The 16,536-nt window shown below is 64.1% G+C and carries 12 protein-coding genes; 5 read left to right on the forward strand and 7 right to left on the reverse strand.

Annotated features, from left to right (window positions below):
* Nucleotides 1-6: 6 nt before the first annotated feature.
* The 4 genes from WJT74_RS05605 to tviB are packed head-to-tail and all read right to left on the reverse strand — an operon-like array spanning nucleotide 7 to nucleotide 4,432.
* Entirely contained in the window at nucleotides 7-822 is an 816-nt protein-coding gene (locus WJT74_RS05605; protein WP_343347849.1) for a TauD/TfdA family dioxygenase, read from the reverse strand.
* Nucleotides 812-1,951 (reverse strand): glycosyltransferase family 4 protein, encoded by a 1,140-nt coding sequence (locus tag WJT74_RS05610; RefSeq protein WP_343347851.1) that lies wholly within the window; start codon nucleotides 1,949-1,951, stop codon nucleotides 812-814. The genes WJT74_RS05605 and WJT74_RS05610 overlap by 11 nt, the downstream gene beginning before the upstream one ends.
* On the reverse strand, nucleotides 1,944-3,116 hold the full coding sequence (locus WJT74_RS05615) for an O-antigen ligase family protein (protein WP_343347853.1): 1,173 nt from the start codon (nucleotides 3,114-3,116) through the stop codon (nucleotides 1,944-1,946). Before WJT74_RS05615 ends, WJT74_RS05610 begins: the two co-directional genes overlap by 8 nt.
* Before the next feature lie 38 nt (nucleotides 3,117-3,154).
* Nucleotides 3,155-4,432 carry a Vi polysaccharide biosynthesis UDP-N-acetylglucosamine C-6 dehydrogenase TviB gene (tviB, locus tag WJT74_RS05620; RefSeq protein ID WP_343347855.1) on the reverse strand — a complete coding sequence of 426 codons (1,278 nt, stop codon included), beginning with the start codon at nucleotides 4,430-4,432 and terminating at the stop codon, nucleotides 3,155-3,157.
* Between tviB and WJT74_RS05625 the strand changes: the two genes are divergently transcribed.
* The 5 genes from WJT74_RS05625 (at nucleotide 4,431) to WJT74_RS05645 (ending at nucleotide 10,824) form a co-directional block, all read left to right on the forward strand.
* The gene (locus WJT74_RS05625; protein WP_343347857.1) at nucleotides 4,431-5,450 is read left to right on the forward strand and encodes a hypothetical protein; all 1,020 of its coding nucleotides are present in this window, start codon (nucleotides 4,431-4,433) and stop codon (nucleotides 5,448-5,450) included. The genes tviB and WJT74_RS05625 overlap by 2 nt on opposite strands.
* A 4-nt stretch (nucleotides 5,451-5,454) precedes the next feature.
* On the forward strand, nucleotides 5,455-6,663 hold the full coding sequence (locus WJT74_RS05630; RefSeq protein WP_343347859.1) for a nucleotidyltransferase family protein: 1,209 nt from the start codon (nucleotides 5,455-5,457) through the stop codon (nucleotides 6,661-6,663).
* A gap of 67 nt (nucleotides 6,664-6,730) precedes the next feature.
* Entirely contained in the window at nucleotides 6,731-7,738 is a 1,008-nt protein-coding gene (locus WJT74_RS05635; protein WP_343347861.1) for an NAD-dependent epimerase/dehydratase family protein, read from the forward strand.
* Nucleotides 7,739-7,812: 74 nt separating this feature from the next.
* A complete protein-coding gene (locus tag WJT74_RS05640) occupies nucleotides 7,813-8,292 on the forward strand; it encodes a hypothetical protein (protein WP_343347863.1) in 480 nt (159 codons plus the stop codon).
* A 96-nt stretch (nucleotides 8,293-8,388) separates the two neighbouring features.
* A complete protein-coding gene (locus WJT74_RS05645) occupies nucleotides 8,389-10,824 on the forward strand; it encodes a DUF305 domain-containing protein (RefSeq protein ID WP_343347866.1) in 2,436 nt (811 codons plus the stop codon).
* Nucleotides 10,825-10,930: 106 nt separating this feature from the next.
* Here WJT74_RS05645 and WJT74_RS05650 read toward each other — a convergent pair whose 3' ends face one another.
* The 3 genes from WJT74_RS05650 to WJT74_RS05660 form a co-directional block, all read right to left on the reverse strand.
* Entirely contained in the window at nucleotides 10,931-11,920 is a 990-nt protein-coding gene (locus WJT74_RS05650) for a mechanosensitive ion channel family protein (protein ID WP_343347868.1), read from the reverse strand.
* 65 nt (nucleotides 11,921-11,985) lie between these two features.
* The gene (locus WJT74_RS05655) at nucleotides 11,986-15,579 is read right to left on the reverse strand and encodes an ABC transporter permease/M1 family aminopeptidase (RefSeq protein ID WP_343347870.1); all 3,594 of its coding nucleotides are present in this window, start codon (nucleotides 15,577-15,579) and stop codon (nucleotides 11,986-11,988) included.
* Nucleotides 15,580-15,595: 16 nt separating this feature from the next.
* Nucleotides 15,596-16,468 carry an ABC transporter ATP-binding protein gene (locus WJT74_RS05660; protein ID WP_343347871.1) on the reverse strand — a complete coding sequence of 291 codons (873 nt, stop codon included), beginning with the start codon at nucleotides 16,466-16,468 and terminating at the stop codon, nucleotides 15,596-15,598.
* Nucleotides 16,469-16,536 lie beyond the last annotated feature (68 nt).

The raw sequence follows: 16,536 nt of genomic DNA on the forward strand, positions 1-16,536 counted from the left end.
GACAGGCTAGCGCGCCGCCTGCTCGTCCATCACACCGACATCGATGGCGCATTTGGTGAGGTGGCGGATCGAGGTTTCGTGCCCCGAAAAGGCATTGCGACCGTGCAGGACCTCGCGATCCTTCCACAGCACCGCGTCCCCCGGCTGCATGCGGATTTCGAGCAGTCGATCGCGGATCGCCGGACTGTTGGCGAGAAAGTCGAAATAGCGTTCGCGCAGCGCGGCGTCCCTTTCGTCAACGTCGTCGGCGACGCAATAGTAGTTCCAGTTGACCAGGGTCGGTGCGCCGCTGCGGTCGATGACCGGCTCCACACGCCGATCGCCCGAGCGCGCATGAGCGAGATCGTGATCGTCAAGCGCATCGAGAAGGTCGGGCGCTTCCTTGGCCAAAGCATCGACCAGGTCGTCGGCAGCGATGAAGATCGTCTCGCCCCCCTCGCCTGCCGCCGCGAAGCATAACATCATCGTCGCATTGGGATAGGACGCGACATAGCTCCCGTCGGTATGGAGCGGCTGGGCGTTGGGCGAATGGCGATAGGCGTCGGGATGGTTCGGGTCGTAGCGAACATCGGTCCACAGCCCGCCGCTTCGCTGGGACTCCCGGTCGCCGAGCGTCACGTCCTCGGCCAGATGATGGGCGGTCCCGATGTCGGCGAGATGGCGTTCGTACAGCGACCGCATCGACGGTTCGTCGGCAGGGCCGCCGCGGATCAGGAACACCTTGATGGCTGATTGCTCCCAGGCCTCGCGCAATTGCGCGAAGGTATCGGCCTCGCTCCCTTCGGCGAGGGTCGCGGTCCATAACATCTTCTCAACGCTCACGATTCAACTCCATCGCGTCCACCATGGCCTCGTTGACCTTTGTGACATCAAAGCGCTCGCGCGCATAGTCCAGCGACGCCGCGCCCATTCGCTCGATCCGCTCGGGATTTTCGATCAATTCTCGCATGGCCTGAGCCAGCGCCGCGGCATTGCCGACCGGTACCATCGAACCGTTGACCCCAGGCCGCACCGTCTCGCGGCAGCCGGGCGCATCGGTCGTCACCACTGCCCGGCCCGTCGCCATCGCCTCCAGCGTCGAACGCGGCGTCCCTTCCCGGTAGCTCGGCAGCACGTAGACGTGACAGTTCGCAAGGTGCGGGCGAACGTCGTCGCTGGGTCCCAACCACTCGAGCGCCCCGTGGGCGTTCCAACTTTCCGCTTCTTCCCTCGAGACGGCGTCGGGATTGCTGTCCCGCGCTCCGACGAGAAGGAAACGGGCGTCGTGCCCCTCGCTTTTCAGCATCGCGGCGGCGCGCGCATATTCCCGTACGCCCTTCGCGGACAGCAGTCGGGAAATCATCAGGAATTGCAGCGGGCCGCCAGGCAATGGCTGCGGCGGGTAATGCGACAGATCCACGCCCGAACCACTGACGACCGTCACCGGAACCTTGGCGGGAAGGAGGTTCATCGAGGCAAACAGCGCCGCATCGTCGGGGTTCTGGAAGATGATCGCGCTCGCCCGCGCCAGTGCAGCGCGATAAAGACGCCGGGCGACCCGCTGAACCGCGCCCCGCCGTCCCGTCGCTTCCCCGGTAAATGCATAGCCAAGGCCGGTGATCAGCGCAGTGCGACGCGGGATGCGCGCCAGCCAGCCGGCCAGCATTCCGTAGACAACAGGCTTGATCGTATAGGCGAGCAGATGCTGCGCTCCGATGCGGCGAAGGGTGGCCACCAGCTTGAAAAAGCCTCGTGCGTCGGACAGCGGATTGAGCCCGGTGCGATCGAGGTCGAGCGGCTCGACCGCGATCCCGTGACCGGTCAGGACGGCGCCGACATCGTCGTGCCTCGACAAGTCGGGGGCAAGGCAGGTCACGTCCAATCCCAGGTCGCGAAACCGAAGCAGTAGCGGCGATCGGAAATTGAGAAAGGATCGGGCATCCGAGGCGATGACGACGACGCGTTCAGCCACGGGCGACAGTCGTGGGCATCGGCATCTGACGCGCATAGATCGTCCGCTGCGCGAAGGCATAACTGACCGCCGCGAGGATCCAGAACATGGCGAAGCGCGCCCCGTTGTGCGCGATGCCGTAGAGGAGGAAGCCGACCGTCATCGCTGCGGTCTGCCAGAAGCCGAAAGCCCGCCAGAGTTTGACGATCCAGTCGATGAGGAATCCGGCGAAGAGAAGAAGACCGATCACGCCATACTTGCCGAAGAAGGATGCGATGGTGCTGTGAATTTCATGTCCCACGACCTCGTGCGAACCGGCGGGTCCGAGCCCGAACAGGAAATGCAACGGATTGCCGTTCAACGAGGCGAAGTAGCCGCGCTCGGCGAAACTGTCGTCCTGCTGCTGGCCGATGTCGGACAAGCGCCGCATGAAGGTCAGATCGTCGAAGACGCCGCTGAACAGGAAGAGGGTCAGCGCGACGAAACCGAGCGACAGGATCAGCATCGCCGCGATATCGCCGAGCTTTTCGCGCAGATAGGACTGAATGATCACGCCGAGCGCAAGATATTGCGCCAGCATCCCACTCTTTGACAGCGCGACCAACGACAGGAAGGTCGTGAGGACCAGACCCGCGATGAGCAGCGCATCGCTGATCCGCCGGGTAAAGAAAAGCAAGGCGAGCATCGCCGTCGCCAGCACCGAGAAATAGGCCAGCTGGTTGGGATTCTGGAACGTGCCGACCGCGCGCTCGATCTGGCCCGTCAGGGTATAGTCTCCGGTGGCGACCAGAACCGTGACGGTGATGAACAGCGCGATGAGCAGCCCATTGCGGATGACGCGGTCGTTGGCGGGGTCGTAGGCCATCTGCCGGATCGCGAGGAAACTGAGGACCGGAAAGACCGTGAAGGCGACATCGTCGAAATAGGCGGGATTGCCCTCTTCAATCGTCACGCCGACGGCGGTTCGGACCAGCGCCACGAAACATAGCCAGCCGAGCAGATGGTCGGCCGGGACGAGGTGAACGGGCCGCGAGATTGCCGCGAGAATGAGGACGAGGGTCGCGAAATGACCGATCTGCGGCCCTCCCGCGGGGAGGATATAGACGGGACTGGTGGCGACCGCGAACAGCAGCACCCACTGAATGAAGGTCATCTGCCACGGTGCCGGACGCACCGCGGATTTCATGGCATGATCCTGATAGGAAAGGTCGCCGCGCATCGGGATCAGAGCCGGAGCGTCGACTGGTCGGCCGCGAACCGTGCCTTAAGGTCGAAGAAGGGCGCGTCTTCGCGGGCATAGGCGCGCAGGCTATCGGCGCCCTGATCGAGGAAGATCTGGTGCGGCACGGCGAGGATCACGGCGTCATAATCGCCCGTCTCGGGTTTCTCCGTCATGGTGACGTCGTAGAGACGCTCCGCATCCGCGGCCTCGACCCACGGGTCGTGGATCTCCACCTCGGCACCGAACTGCTCGAGCTCCCGGACGACATCCACCACGCGCGTGTTGCGGACGTCGGGGCAATTTTCCTTGAAGGCGAGACCCAATACGAGGATCCGCGCTCCCTGCACATGCATGCGGCGTTTGAGCATTTCCTTCACCAGCCGGTTGGCGGCATAGGCTCCCATCGCATCGTTCAATCGCCGCCCCGCCAGGATGATCTCGGGATGGTGGCCGATCGCTTCGGCCTTGTGAGTGAGATAGTAGGGGTCGACCCCGATGCAGTGCCCCCCGACAAGACCCGGACGGAAGGGCAGGAAGTTCCATTTCGTGCCCGCCGCCTCCAGTACCGCGAGCGTGTCGATGTCCATCTTGTCGAACAGAATGGCGAGTTCGTTCACGAGCGCGATGTTGAGATCGCGTTGCGTATTCTCGATCACCTTGGCCGCTTCGGCGACGCGGATCGACGGCGCCTTGTGCGTTCCGGCGGTAATGATCGATCGATAGAATTTGTCGATCAGTTCGGCGGCTTCGGGAGTCGAGCCCGCGGTCACCTTCATGATGCTCGGGAGGCGGTGTTCCTTGTCGCCGGGATTGATCCGCTCCGGACTGTAGCCGACGAAAAAGTCGCGATTGACCTTCAACCCCGATTTCTCCTCGAGGACGGGAACGCAATCCTCCTCGGTGCAGCCGGGGTAGACGGTGGATTCGTAGACCACGACATCTCCCGCCCTCAGGTGCGGACCGATCGTCCGGCTCGCGGCGAGCAGGGGACCGAGATCGGGACTGCGATTGGCGTCGATCGGCGTGGGAACGGTGACGATATAGAAATTCGCCTCTGCGAGATCGCCCGCGTCGTGACTGAAACGCAGCCGATCGGCTTCGGCCAGTTCGTCGGGCTCTACCTCCAGCGTCGCATCGCGACCCTCGGACAGCGCGGCGATGCGGTCGGGATTGATGTCGAACCCGAGCGTTTCGCGCTGCTTGCCGAGCTCGACCGCCAGTGGCAGCCCGACATAGCCCAGTCCGATCACCGCCGGCTTGACCTCTTCAATCTGCATCATGTCGAACGAACCCATCTTTACGCGCCACCTCCCCGCAAGGCAGGGAGTGTTCGAGGCGGCTCCTATCGGGTTTCGTCCGCAAAGACCACCATTTCGGAGGAAAACAGGTCCCCTGACCCGCATCGGCATCACCCTGACCGGCCGCGCGTATCTCCCCGAAGCGCATGCCTATGCGCGTTATCTGGAGGCGCGCGGGCATGAGGCGCATTTGGTCACCTCGGCTCGTCATATCGCAGAAGGCGACGTCGCGATCCTGTTTTCCGCCCGAGACATGCTCGATCGCTCGATCGTCGCGCGGCGGATACACGAATATCATAGCCTCAGCATCGGGCGGCTGGCCTGGCTGAAGGACCGGGTCGCGACCTCTTCGCTGATCCCCGAACCCGCCGGGCTGATCCTTCAAGATGGTCTCAGCCATGACCGCTTCGCATCGCGTCTGCCGTCCGGTCCGCCGCGCTTCCGCCGTCCGATGGGGATCGACGACGCGATCTTCGACTGCGCTCGCGATCCGGACCCGGAGCCCGAGTTCGATCTCGTCTATTGCGGCTCGCTCGAACGGCGTCAGGGGCTGGCCGAGACGCTCGGGGCACTGGCGAAACGCGGTTTCACGATCCTGTGCGTCGGGTATGTCGGAACGGGTCTCCCGATTGCCGAACTCGAACGATTGGGCGTGCGTTTTGCCGGACCGAGTTCGCGCGATGCCATTCCCGGCCATCTCGCATCGGCCCGCGCCGGTCTCAATTGGATGCCCGACATCGCTCCGCTCAACCGGCAGGAGAGCACGAAAATGGTCGAATATGCCGCCGCGGGTCTGCCGATCCTCTCGAACCGCTACCCATGGGCCGAAGCGTTCGCGGCGCAGGAAGGCTCGGGCGTGACGTGGATCGATCGCGTTTATCGTCCCGACGATCTCGACGGACTGGAGCGTCCCTCTCTCGATCTCCGCCCGCGCGAATGGTTCGCCATGCTCGACCGTCTCGACTTTACCGGCTTCATCGAGGCGGCGGCCGCGCGTTAGGCGCTTGCGCCGCGCCATCGCCGTGCCCATCCTGCCCCGCATGTGGCTGTCGCCCCCCGCTCGTTCCCTCGCTCCGCGATTGCTCGCGCCCCTTGGTGCGCTGGGCGATGCGGAACTATTGGACCTCATGGCGGACGACTGGGAGACCCTCAGTACCCGGTTCGAGGAGCATCGCGTCGCCGCGCTCGCGCATTGGTGCGCGCAGCAACGCGGAGACCTCGACCGCCTTCCCGACGCGATCGTCTCACGCTGGGGAGAGGAGCGCGCCGGCCATACGATCCGCTCGCTGCACCTTCAGAGGCGGTTGACCGAACTGGCGCGGCTGTTCGCGAGGGAGGGGTTGCAAGCCGTCGCCCTCAAGGGCGCCTATCTCGCCTTCTTCACCTATCCCGAACCCGCGCTTCGACCGATGCGCGATCTGGATTTCGCCTTTCCAGACAAAACGCAGGCGGTGGCCGCATGGACGCTTCTTCGCCACGCGGGCTATACGCTCTATCAATCGTTCGAAGGCGACCCACGGGCCTTGCTCGATGAGAAGCACCAGCTTCCCACCCTCATCGCGCCTGACGGAGAAGTCGCGATCGAGGTGCAGCATCGCCTCTTTCACCATGGCGCGCGGGACCCGGCGTTCGAAGCGCGTTTCTGGACCGATACGCAACAGAAATGCCTTCTCGATACCGCGATCCGCTTTCCCGCGCCGCACTGGCTCACGCTTCACATCGTCGTGCACGGGGTGCGCGATCATCGCTTCGACAGCGGTCCCAACGTCATCGCCGATATCGCGATGCTGGACCGGGCGGGGGTGCTCGATCGGGAACGCGTCGCATCGCTGGCGGAGGATTGGGGTGCGGGCGCGGAATGGTCGATGATCCGAGAACTGGTCGATGCCCAATGGGGCGAGAAATCGGAGAACTCTCCGGAACTCGTCGATGCATGGTCGCTGATGCTGGCGCCGCCGGAGACGGTCACCCGCGCCCGGCAGCGCAGCCGCGTGCTCGGTGGCACGGGCTCGAACCTGCGGCGAAAGCTGCTGCCGAACCGCGCGCTTCTGGAGGGTCGATACGGCGCCACGGGCCGATGGGGCCTGCTGGCCCATGCCGGCCGGCATTATGCGCATCTCCTCCGCAATCGCCTGCCGGCAATGCTCGAAAGCGCCGAACCGGAAGTCGATGCGGCGATGCGGCGACTGGATGCGCGATTGCGCCAGCGTTGAAAATCGGGAAAGAAACGGGCGTTAAGTTTCAGCGGCCCTTGCCGCCGGCCGGGAGTGAAGCGTTTCCATGAGTATCCTCGTCACCGGAGCCGCCGGCTTCATCGGCAGTCATGTCGTCAAGTTTCTCCTCGCGCGCGGCGAGACGGTCGTCGGGATCGACAACCTCAATGCCTATTACGATCCGACGCTGAAGGATGCGCGGCTCGAATCGATCGGAACACCGCGCGGCTTCACGTTCGAGAAAATGGATTTCTCGGATCGCGCCGCGATGGACGACCTCGCGAAGCGGCACCGGTTCGACGGGATCGTCCACTTGGGCGCGCAGGCGGGGGTCCGCCACTCGATCACCAACCCGCACGACTATGTCGACGCCAACCTCGTCGGTCATCTCAACCTGCTCGAACTCTCGCGGCACCAGGAGGTCGCGCACATGGTCTACGCCAGCTCGAGCTCGGTCTACGGCGGCAACACCAAGCTTCCTTTCAGCGTGGCCGACCGCGTCGACCATCCGATCTCGCTCTATGCCGCGACCAAGCGCGCCAACGAACTGATGAGCGAAAGCTACACCCACCTCTATCGCGTGCCGATGACGGGGCTTCGCTTCTTCACGGTCTACGGGCCGTGGGGGCGTCCGGACATGGCGATGTGGATCTTCGCCAAGGCCATGTTCGCGGGCGAGTCCATCCGTCTCTTCAACAAGGGGAAGATGCGCCGCGACTTCACTTATGTCGACGACATCGTCGCCGGGGTCGTCGCCTGTCTCGACCGCCCGCCCGCCGACGACGGCAGCGTCAAGCCGGGGGGAAGCGCGGGACCCCATTCGATTCACAACATCGGCAACAACCATCCCGAGGACATCGAGACGCTGATCGCAATTCTGGAACGGGAAACGGGCCGCGAGGCGCGCATCGAACTGGCGGAAATGCAGCCCGGCGACGTGCCCGCGACCTATGCCGACATCGATGCCTTTCACGCCGTCACCGGCTTTCGCCCCGCCACGAGCCTTGTCGACGGCGTGCACAAGTTCATCCGCTGGTATGCCGATTATCACGACATCGCCCTGCCGAAGGATTGAGTGCGCAATCGTTGCCATATCGGACCAAATCGGGTAGGTAGTCCGTTAAGCATTTTCACAGTGGAGTTAAATGCATGTTCGGAATGATGGCTTTTCTCGGCGCACTCGTCGCCTCCTCGCCCGTGACCTCGATCACGACGCCGGCGAGCGATACCATCCAGCCCGCCATGCAGGACGCGCAGGCGCAGGCCGCGCTCGAGCCGCTGCCCGCAGGCGTCGCGCTCCGCCAGGACTTCCGACTGCTCAACCGCCGCCTCTGCCGGATCACGACCTACAATCGCGACACGAACGAGGAACTGCGGACCGAAATCTTCCGTCCCGAGGACGAGCAGTTCGATTATTGCCGTCGGTGCGCGGCCGGTCTGATTCCGACCGAGAGCGGCGTGCTTTCCGAAGCGGCGGCTGCACCGGGCACGGTTCCGGGTGTCGCTCCGATCGCGGCAGGTGGCATCGGCGCGGTGCCGATTCTCGCACTGTCGGGTGCAGGCGCAGTTGCCCTCGCCATCGCGGCGATCAGCGACAATCCGTCGACCGACCGTCCGCAGAGCCGCTAAGCCTCTTTTTCGAAAGAATTTCCGCCGTTCGTCGAAGCGATTGACGCTTCGGCGCGTGCCGGCGCGTGGGCAATTGCCTTTTGTGGCGCGGGCGGCATGATGACGCTCGACACGTCAACCTACCAAGGATTTCCCCTGACCATGAACCATCTGCGCCTTCTCGCCGCGAGCAGCTGTCTCGTCGCTCTCGCCGCCGCAACCCCCGCCGCCGCCCAGTCGATCGTCCAGCCCGGAGCGCCCGGCGAAGCATCGCGCTCGCTCAGCACCGAAGAGGCGACCCGTATCGCGGACACCTCCTACATCGAGGCCGACGCCACCTTCATGCAGGGCATGATCCATCATCATTACCAGGCGACGCAGATGACGTCGCTGATCGGCGAGCGGACCAGCAACGCCGCGATCCGCGAGGTCGGCGCGCGGATCGATGCCAGCCAGGCGGACGAGATCTCCTTCATGCAGGACTGGCTGCGCTCGCGCGGGGAACATGCCCCCGATCCGGCGGCCCATGCGGGCATGAGCCACAATGCCGCGATGCAGAGCCATCAGGGCATGGATCATTCGATGATGGACGGCATGGCCGGCATGGCGACGCCCGAGCAGATGGCCGCGCTCGCGGCGGCCCGCGGCGACGCCTTCGTTCGCATGTTCCTGACGCTGATGATCGCGCATCACGAAGGCGCGCTCGAGATGGTCAGCGACCTTTACAATACGCCCGGATCGGCGCGCGATCCGCAGCTGGTCGAGTTCGCCAATGACGTGCGCGGCGACCAATTCGCTGAAATCGCCAAGATGAATCTGCTTCTCGCCGGACAGCAGCGCGATCCGCGCGTCGGACTGTCGGCTGGCTTCGACAATGCGGGCGAAGCGATCTCGGGGCTGGTGAAGCTCGCCGCCCTGCCCAAGCCGGCAGGTTTCTTCGAGCCGGGCAACCCCGCCGGCCTCCCGCCGCTGCAGCCCGGCCGCAACGCAGCCGAAGCTGCCGATGAAGTCGGCGAGCAGGCACGCGCCTGGAACGCGCGATCGCCGCTCCTGTCGTTCGCGCAGACCGACATGGCCTTCAAGGACGACCTTCTGGTCACCGGCAACTATCACGGCTTCAACATCTATCGCCTCGATGAAGGCATGCCCGAACTGCTGAGCTCGGTCGTCTGTCCGGGCGGTCAGGGCGACGTATCCGTCGTCGGCGATCTCTTGATCATGAGCGTCGAGCAGGGCCGAGGCCGTGTCGATTGCGGCCGGCAGGGTGTGGCCGAAGACGTCAGCGCCGAACGCTTCCGCGGGCTCCGCATCTTCGACATCTCCGACCTTACCGCCCCGCGTCAGGTCGGTCTCGTCCAGACCTGCCGCGGCAGCCACACTCATTCGGTCGTGGACGCCGACGACACTCGGATCATCGTCTACAATTCGGGCACCAGCTACGTCCGGGACGAAGAAGAACTGGCGGGCTGTGTGACCGGCGCACCCAACGATCCGCGCACCGCGCTCTTCTCGATCGACGTCGTGGAAATCCCCGTCGCCAACCCGGCGCGCGCGCGGATCATCGACAGCCCCCGTATCTTCGCCGACGACGAAACGGGTGAAATCGCCGGCCTCTTCATGGGCGGCCAGATCGATGCAGACTCGCAGTCGACCGCGCAGACCAACCAGTGCCACGACATCACCGTCTTCCCGGCGCTGAACCTCGCGGCGGGTGCGTGCTCGGGCAACGGCATCATCCTCGACATTTCCGACCCGATGGCGCCCAAGCGCATCGATGCGGTCACCGATCGCGGCTTCGCCTACTGGCATTCCGCGACCTTCAACAACGACGGCACCAAGGTCGTGTTCACCGACGAATGGGGTGGCGGCGGTCGTCCGCGCTGCCGCGCTGCCGATCCGATGGATTGGGGTGCCGACGCCATCTACGACATCGAAAACGGCCAGCTGACGTTCCAGAACTACTACAAGATCCCGGCCGCCCAGTCGGACCAGGAAAACTGCGTCGCGCACAATGGTTCGGCGGTCCCCATTCCGGGCCGCGACCTGTTCGCGCAGGCCTGGTACCAGGGCGGATTGTCGATCATGGACTTCACCGACAGCTCCAACCCGATGGAGATCGCCTATTTCGACCGCGGTCCGGTACATCCCGACCGCATGGTGATGGGCGGTTACTGGTCGACCTATTTCTACGACGGCTACCTCTACGGGACCGAGATCGCGCGCGGTCTCGACGTGTTCGCGCTCGCCCCGACCCAGTATCTCAGCCAGAACGAGATCGAAGCGGCCAAGCTGGCGCAGTATCCCGACGACCTCTTCAATCCGCAGACGCAGACGGTCGTCACCTGGCCTGACGTGCCGGTAGTGGCGAAGGCCTATCTCGACCAGCTCGAGCGGGACGGCGGTCTCGAGGCCGCACGCATTGCCGAAGTCCGCCGCGCGCTCGACGCGGGCGACATGGACACGCTCGGCACGCTGGCCGGCGCGGTCGATGGCGAGGGTCGCCGCGGCATGCTCGCCGAGACGCTTCGCGGGATCGTCGGCGCGGGCGGCTAAGGCTCCGCCGGCTTCGAGGCCGAATGCAAAAGGGCAGGAGCGGGATGACCGCCCTGCCCTTTTTTCATGTCCGTATCCGGCGCGCTGGCCGGAAGCGATGGAGCGTCTACGAGCCGCTCTCGTCGGCGCTGCTCTCGCTCGGTCGATCAAGCCTGTAGCGCGGACGAGGATTGTCGTTGGTGGACGGCCAACCTTCGCGCTGCCGCGCGCGGTCCCCGTCGGTTTCCTCGGTCTGGTCGTGAAAGAGCATGACGTTGGTCTCGAACGGCATGTCGATTCCCGCTTCGGTCAGCGCGTAAGCCACATTCTCGAGAACCCGGCTCGACGTGCGCACCTCGTCGCCGCGCACGCTGTTGTGCCACCAGCGCGCCTTGATGGTGATCCAGCTGGCGGCCAGATCGACGACCAGCACGTCGGGGCCCGGGTCCTCCAGCACGCCTTCGGTACCCTTCACGGCGTCGAGGATGACCTGCTTGGCCTCGCGGATGTCGTCGCCGTAGCCGATCCCGATCTCATATTCGCTGCGCCGGTTTTCGTAGGCGTTCCAGACCTTGAGCGGATCCGAATAGATCTGGCTGTTGGGAATAATGATGCGGCGGTTGTCGAACGTCTTGATGAACGTCGCGCGCGTTTCGATCGCCTCCACGCGCCCGCGATATTCGCCGCTCTCGATCTCGTCGCCGACACGGAACGGCTGACGGATGAGGATGAGAATTCCCGCCAGCAGATTGGAGAAGATGTCCTGAAACGCGAAGCCGATGGCGAGGCCGCCGATACCCAGACCACCGATCAGCTGCGCGGGGGTAAGCGAGGGGATGACGACGGTCAGCGCGATGAAGAGCCCGACCAGCAACACCACCCAATAGGCGACCCGCGCGAACACGGTGGACAGCGCATTGTCGCTGTCGCCGAAACTGGCTCGTTCGATCGCCGACCGCACCACCTTGGCGATGATGATGAAGGCGATGAAGATGAGGATGCCGATGCCGATCTTCGGCAGCACGGCGAAGAAACCATCCACGATCCCGTTGATCGTTTCCATGCTCTCGCCGATGTCGGCGCTGATATTGACGTCTTCGGTCTGGTTGGCAGCCATCGCTGGTCGGTCCCCCGTTCGGTGGAATTTCCTTTAAAGTGACCGAACGGGGGAAGCGGTTCCCTCTAACTTTCGCTCACCGCCTCGACATTGTCGTCGGAATTGCGGTCGATGTAGCGATTGTAGGGATCGATCCCGACGAAAGCGGGCCGGCGCGCACTGGTTAGCGTGATCGTGGCGCGGCCGTTCGTCAGCTGCCGCGGCTCGAGATAGATCACGTCGCCTTCGTCGAACTGGCCGAAGCCCGGGCGGTCGGCGAACAACCCGATTTCGATCGGCGCGTCCAGCGGGACTTCGCTCTCGACGCCCTTTCCGTCAGCCACGTACTTGGCGGCATCAACCGTGATCGTCGTCCGCCACCGGTCCCCGACCTGTTCGCTGGTCGCATCGGCGACCGACAGGTCGAACAGGACGATCTTTTCGAACACATCCTCGATCAGTCGGCGCTCCTCTTCGTTGCGCGCCACCTTGCGGACCTCATTCACGAAATCGATCGAGCGGTGATAGGGCGCACCCTTGAAACGCCACTGATCGATGAAATTGGCGAAGGCCCGGTTGACCCGCTCCTCACCGAGGCGATGCGCGAGCAGCGCCATGACATGTCCGCCCTTGCGATAATGGATGTAGGCCTGGTTCTCCATCCGCAGAAGCGGGAGTTCCTCCAGCGCCTCCCCCTTGCGGCCCGACAGATAGGCATCGAGCTCGTACTTCAGGAAGCGGCGCATCTGATCCTCGCCGAGCAGGTCCTTCATCACCATGATCGCCGAATAGCTGGCCATGGTCTCGGTGGTCAGCGCATCGCCCTGCATCCCCGCGCCGACGACCTGGTGCGCCCAATATTGGTGCGCCAGTTCGTGCGCGATAACGTACGTGATGAAGTCGGTATCGTTCTCCCCGATGTCGGTCGTGAAGCCGATGCTTTCCGAATAGGGCATCGTCCCGGCGTAGGCCTGCGCGAAACTGGCGTAGCGCGGGAATTCGATGATGCGCGCGTGATCGAACTGATAGGGTCCGAAATTCTCCTCGTAATAGGAGATGCTCGCTTCCATCGCGTCGAGCATGCGGTCGACGTTCCAATCGTGTTCGGGGTGGTAGTAGACTGTGTGGGTGACGTCGCCGACGGTCCGGCTCGCCTCCGCATAGTGCCCCGAATTGAGGTTAAGGAAGTTGAGGATCGGCTGCGGGCTGACGAAGCGCGCGATACGGCGATCGCCCTCCACCTCGTCCGACACCTTGTTTCCCGGCGCGATCGGAGTCTGGTCGGCGTCGGTCGAGAACGTGATGTCGCTGTTGACCCAGTCGAGCCCTAGCGCATTTTCGCGGGTCGCGCTCATGTCTTCCAATTTGGCGGGACGCAGTTCGGGCTCCAGCCCCTGCCGTCGCCGAGCCTGACGATCGCTCAGGAGGCCGCTGCGGTTCATCCCGATGGTCGGCGTGAATGCGGCCGAATTGAGGAAGGTCGCGTCGGGCGTGATGTTCGTCTTGGGTCCGCCCGAGGTGAAACCCCGGTAGTGGACGCGCCCGGAAAACCGCATCTGGCTCGTCGCCCCCGGGGCGAGCGGCTCGTCGAACCGATAGATGGCATAGCCATAATCCTCGTCGAACATCTCCCGCGTCGCGCCCCGGATGTCGATCTGGTCGAATTGTGTGTCGCTGTCCTTGGCATTGGCGCGCACGTGCAGGGTCTCGATCGGCTGATCGCTGTCGTTGCGCAGGGCATAGACGCCATCGACGTCGAGCCGCCGATCGTCGGGATACAGATCCGCGCGCATCGTCACGTCGGTGACGACCGGCTGCACCACGTCCTCGTACTTCAGATACTTGCGCTCGAAATCGGCGAGCCGCTCCTCGTTCTCGTCGCTCGTGCGATAGGTATTGAGCTGCGTGAAATTATGCTGGGCATAGAGGCCGAGACCGACCATCGCCGCGACCGCGCCGGCCGCGACCATTCCGTTGCCCAGCCCCACGCCCGTACGCTTCACGCGCCGGAAACGGCTCGACAGCGCATTGTCGGTGCCCCGCGGCCACAAGAGATGCGCGGCCAGCACGAGCAGCAACGCGAACGCGAGCCAATAGGCACGCATCACCCACGCGCCCCACGCGAACGGTGCGGGATCGACCATGTCGGACAGCGGCACCGAAGGCGTGTTGGCGTAGATGTAGAGCGGGCTTGTGTAGCCCATGCTGGTCAGCACGATGGTGCCGAGGAACCAGGCAAGGATGATGCCCCAGCCGACATACTTGTTCGGGCTCAATACCTGCACCACGACCGCGAGGATCGCTATCAGCAGGCCATCGACCGCGGCGGGCAGAATGAACCATCCGAAATATCGACCGATCCCGAATTCGTTGGCGCCCATCACAGCCTGGTAGAAGAGGCCCGTGAGCATCCCGGCGAAATTCACCATGAGGATCACGAGGAACACCGCCGCAATCTTTGGAAGAGTCATCACCCACGCGGGAACGGGCGCACTGTCGACGATCTCGTTTAGTTTCGCATCGCGTTCGCGCCACACCGCCTCGCCCCCGTAGAAGGCCGCGATGATCAGGATGAAGAGCGAAAAATTAGTCCCGACACCGTCGATGGTGCTGGCGACGGTGGGATAGCTCCCAGCGCCATAGTTGCCGCCGCCCCACAGGAAGGCCGCGGTCATGCCGATCGCGATGAGCAGCAGGATGACGAGCCCGGGGCTGCGCAGGATCTGGACGGTCTCGACCTTCAGGCGCGATACGAGCTGGGTCCAGATACTGCCACCGGTGGGCTGAACCCGCGCGCCGCCCAGCGTCGGCTCGATGGCTGCGAGTTGCTCCTCCTTGCGCTTGCGCTTGGCCAGCTTCTTTAGCTGGCGCTTCGACGCGGGTTTGTCCGCGAAGCTGAACCGCCACAGGGTGACGGCGAAGAACGCGGCCGCCAGCAGCAGGACGAAGACCCGGTTGAAGCCGAACAAACCCTCGAGCTGGATCAGCCGCGTATTCTGTTCGGACGCCGTCCAGTAGCGGGTCGTCTCGACGAAGGCCCCGGTGCCGAGCGGCTCGAACCGCGCGAAGAGCTCACGCAAGTCGGGATTGGAGCCCGCCAGTCCGGAGACCACCAGATAGCCGACGACGAAGATCACGACCCCGACGTAACTCCACAGCATCGAACGGGTGAGTGTCGCGAGCATGAAGAGGAATGCGCTGGCCAGAATGACGTTAGGGAGCGCGAGCGTGAGATAGGGCCAGCCGTAATAGGCGAATTTCTGCGGCCCGATGGTTTCGGGATCCACCCACGGCATCAACGTGCCGATGAAGGCGCCGAGCAGGACGGGGATGAACCCGACCGCCGCTACCGCGACACCGCCGCCGAACCGGCCGAGCAGCATCTGGTACTTCGTGACCGGGGTCGCACGGATCATCGGTGCGAACTTGGTCTGGTCGTCGCGAACGATCGAATTGGCGACGAAGGCGGTGATGACCATCAGGTAGAAGATCGTCGAGATGCCGGTGAGCAGCGACAGCGCCCAGGGCGAATTCTCGTACATCTGCCCGCCCGCATTGATCTGGACGGTGTCCGATGCGGTGAGGCCGAACCCCAGCATGAAGAAGATGACGCTGCCGACCCAGAAGGTCGGGCTGGAAAGATGGTAGCGAAGCTCGAAGGCGGCGATCTTGGCGATCATGGCGGATCCTCCTTCTTCAGGCCGCGCGGCGGCTGTCGTGGAGGGTCGCGAAATAGACGTCCTCCAGTCCGCCCTCGACCGGCTCGGTCCCCGCCGGCTGGCTTTCCGACAGCAAGTGGACGATCGTCTTGCCCGCGAACAGGCGTGTCGAAATGACATCATGCTGCTCGCGCATCGCGTCGAGCTGGTCATGTTCGATGGTCTTCTTCCACACGCGCCCGCGAGTGGAAGCGATGAGGTCGGCGGGACGTCCTTCCAGTTCCACCCGCCCGTTCGCCAGCACCGCCATGCGCGGGCAGAGATCCGCGACGTCGTCGACGATATGGGTCGACAGGATCACGACCTTTTCATCGCCGATCCCCGCGAGGAGGTTGAGGAAACGGTTGCGCTCCTCGGGGTCCAGCCCCGCGGTCGGTTCGTCGACAATGATCAGATCGGGGTCGCCGATCAGCGCCTGCGCGATCCCGAAACGCTGTCGCATCCCGCCAGAGAAGCCGGCAATCGATTTCTTGCGGACGGACCACAGGTTGGTCTGGTTGAGCAGTGTCTCGACGACCGCCTTGCGATCGCTGGCCGCAATGCCCTTCAGGACCGCCATATGGTCGAGCATCTGATAGGCCGATACGCGCGGATAGACCCCGAAGTCCTGCGGCAGATAGCCGAGGCGGCGGCGCAGCGCGTCGGGATCCGCGATCACGTCCAGATCGCCGAACATGATGCTGCCTTCGCTGGGCGTCTGGAGCGTCGCGATGGTGCGCATCAGCGTGGACTTGCCCGCGCCGTTGGGTCCCAGCAGACCGAACATTCCCTTGGGAATATCCAGCGTCACGTCGTCCAGTGCGCGCGTGCCGTTGGGATAGGTATGGCTGAGATTGGCGATCGACAACATGATAGGCCCCCCGTCTGAATGTCTCGACGGTTATGTGGTGCCCTATTGGGCTAGGACGCTCAAGCCGC

Origin of the sequence: Sphingomicrobium sp. XHP0239, assembly GCF_039555325.1 — a bacterium.
Lineage (GTDB): Bacteria > Pseudomonadota > Alphaproteobacteria > Sphingomonadales > Sphingomonadaceae > Sphingomicrobium > Sphingomicrobium maritimum.

Bases quoted from the DNA above. Each gene is read 5' to 3' on its own strand.
- WJT74_RS05650 (WP_343347868.1), bottom strand. From the start codon at position 11,920: ATGGCTGCCAACCAGACCGAAGACGTCAATATCAGCGCCGACATCGGC.
- WJT74_RS05615 (WP_343347853.1), bottom strand. From the start codon at position 3,116: ATGAAATCCGCGGTGCGTCCGGCACCGTGGCAGATGACCTTCATTCAG.
- WJT74_RS05655 (WP_343347870.1), bottom strand. From the start codon at position 15,579: ATGATCGCCAAGATCGCCGCCTTCGAGCTTCGCTACCATCTTTCCAGC.
- tviB (WP_343347855.1), bottom strand. From the start codon at position 4,432: ATGATGCAGATTGAAGAGGTCAAGCCGGCGGTGATCGGACTGGGCTAT.
- WJT74_RS05635 (WP_343347861.1), top strand. From the start codon at position 6,731: ATGAGTATCCTCGTCACCGGAGCCGCCGGCTTCATCGGCAGTCATGTC.
- WJT74_RS05645 (WP_343347866.1), top strand. From the start codon at position 8,389: ATGATGACGCTCGACACGTCAACCTACCAAGGATTTCCCCTGACCATG.
- WJT74_RS05660 (WP_343347871.1), bottom strand. From the start codon at position 16,468: ATGTTGTCGATCGCCAATCTCAGCCATACCTATCCCAACGGCACGCGC.
- WJT74_RS05640 (WP_343347863.1), top strand. From the start codon at position 7,813: ATGTTCGGAATGATGGCTTTTCTCGGCGCACTCGTCGCCTCCTCGCCC.
- WJT74_RS05625 (WP_343347857.1), top strand. From the start codon at position 4,431: ATGTCGAACGAACCCATCTTTACGCGCCACCTCCCCGCAAGGCAGGGA.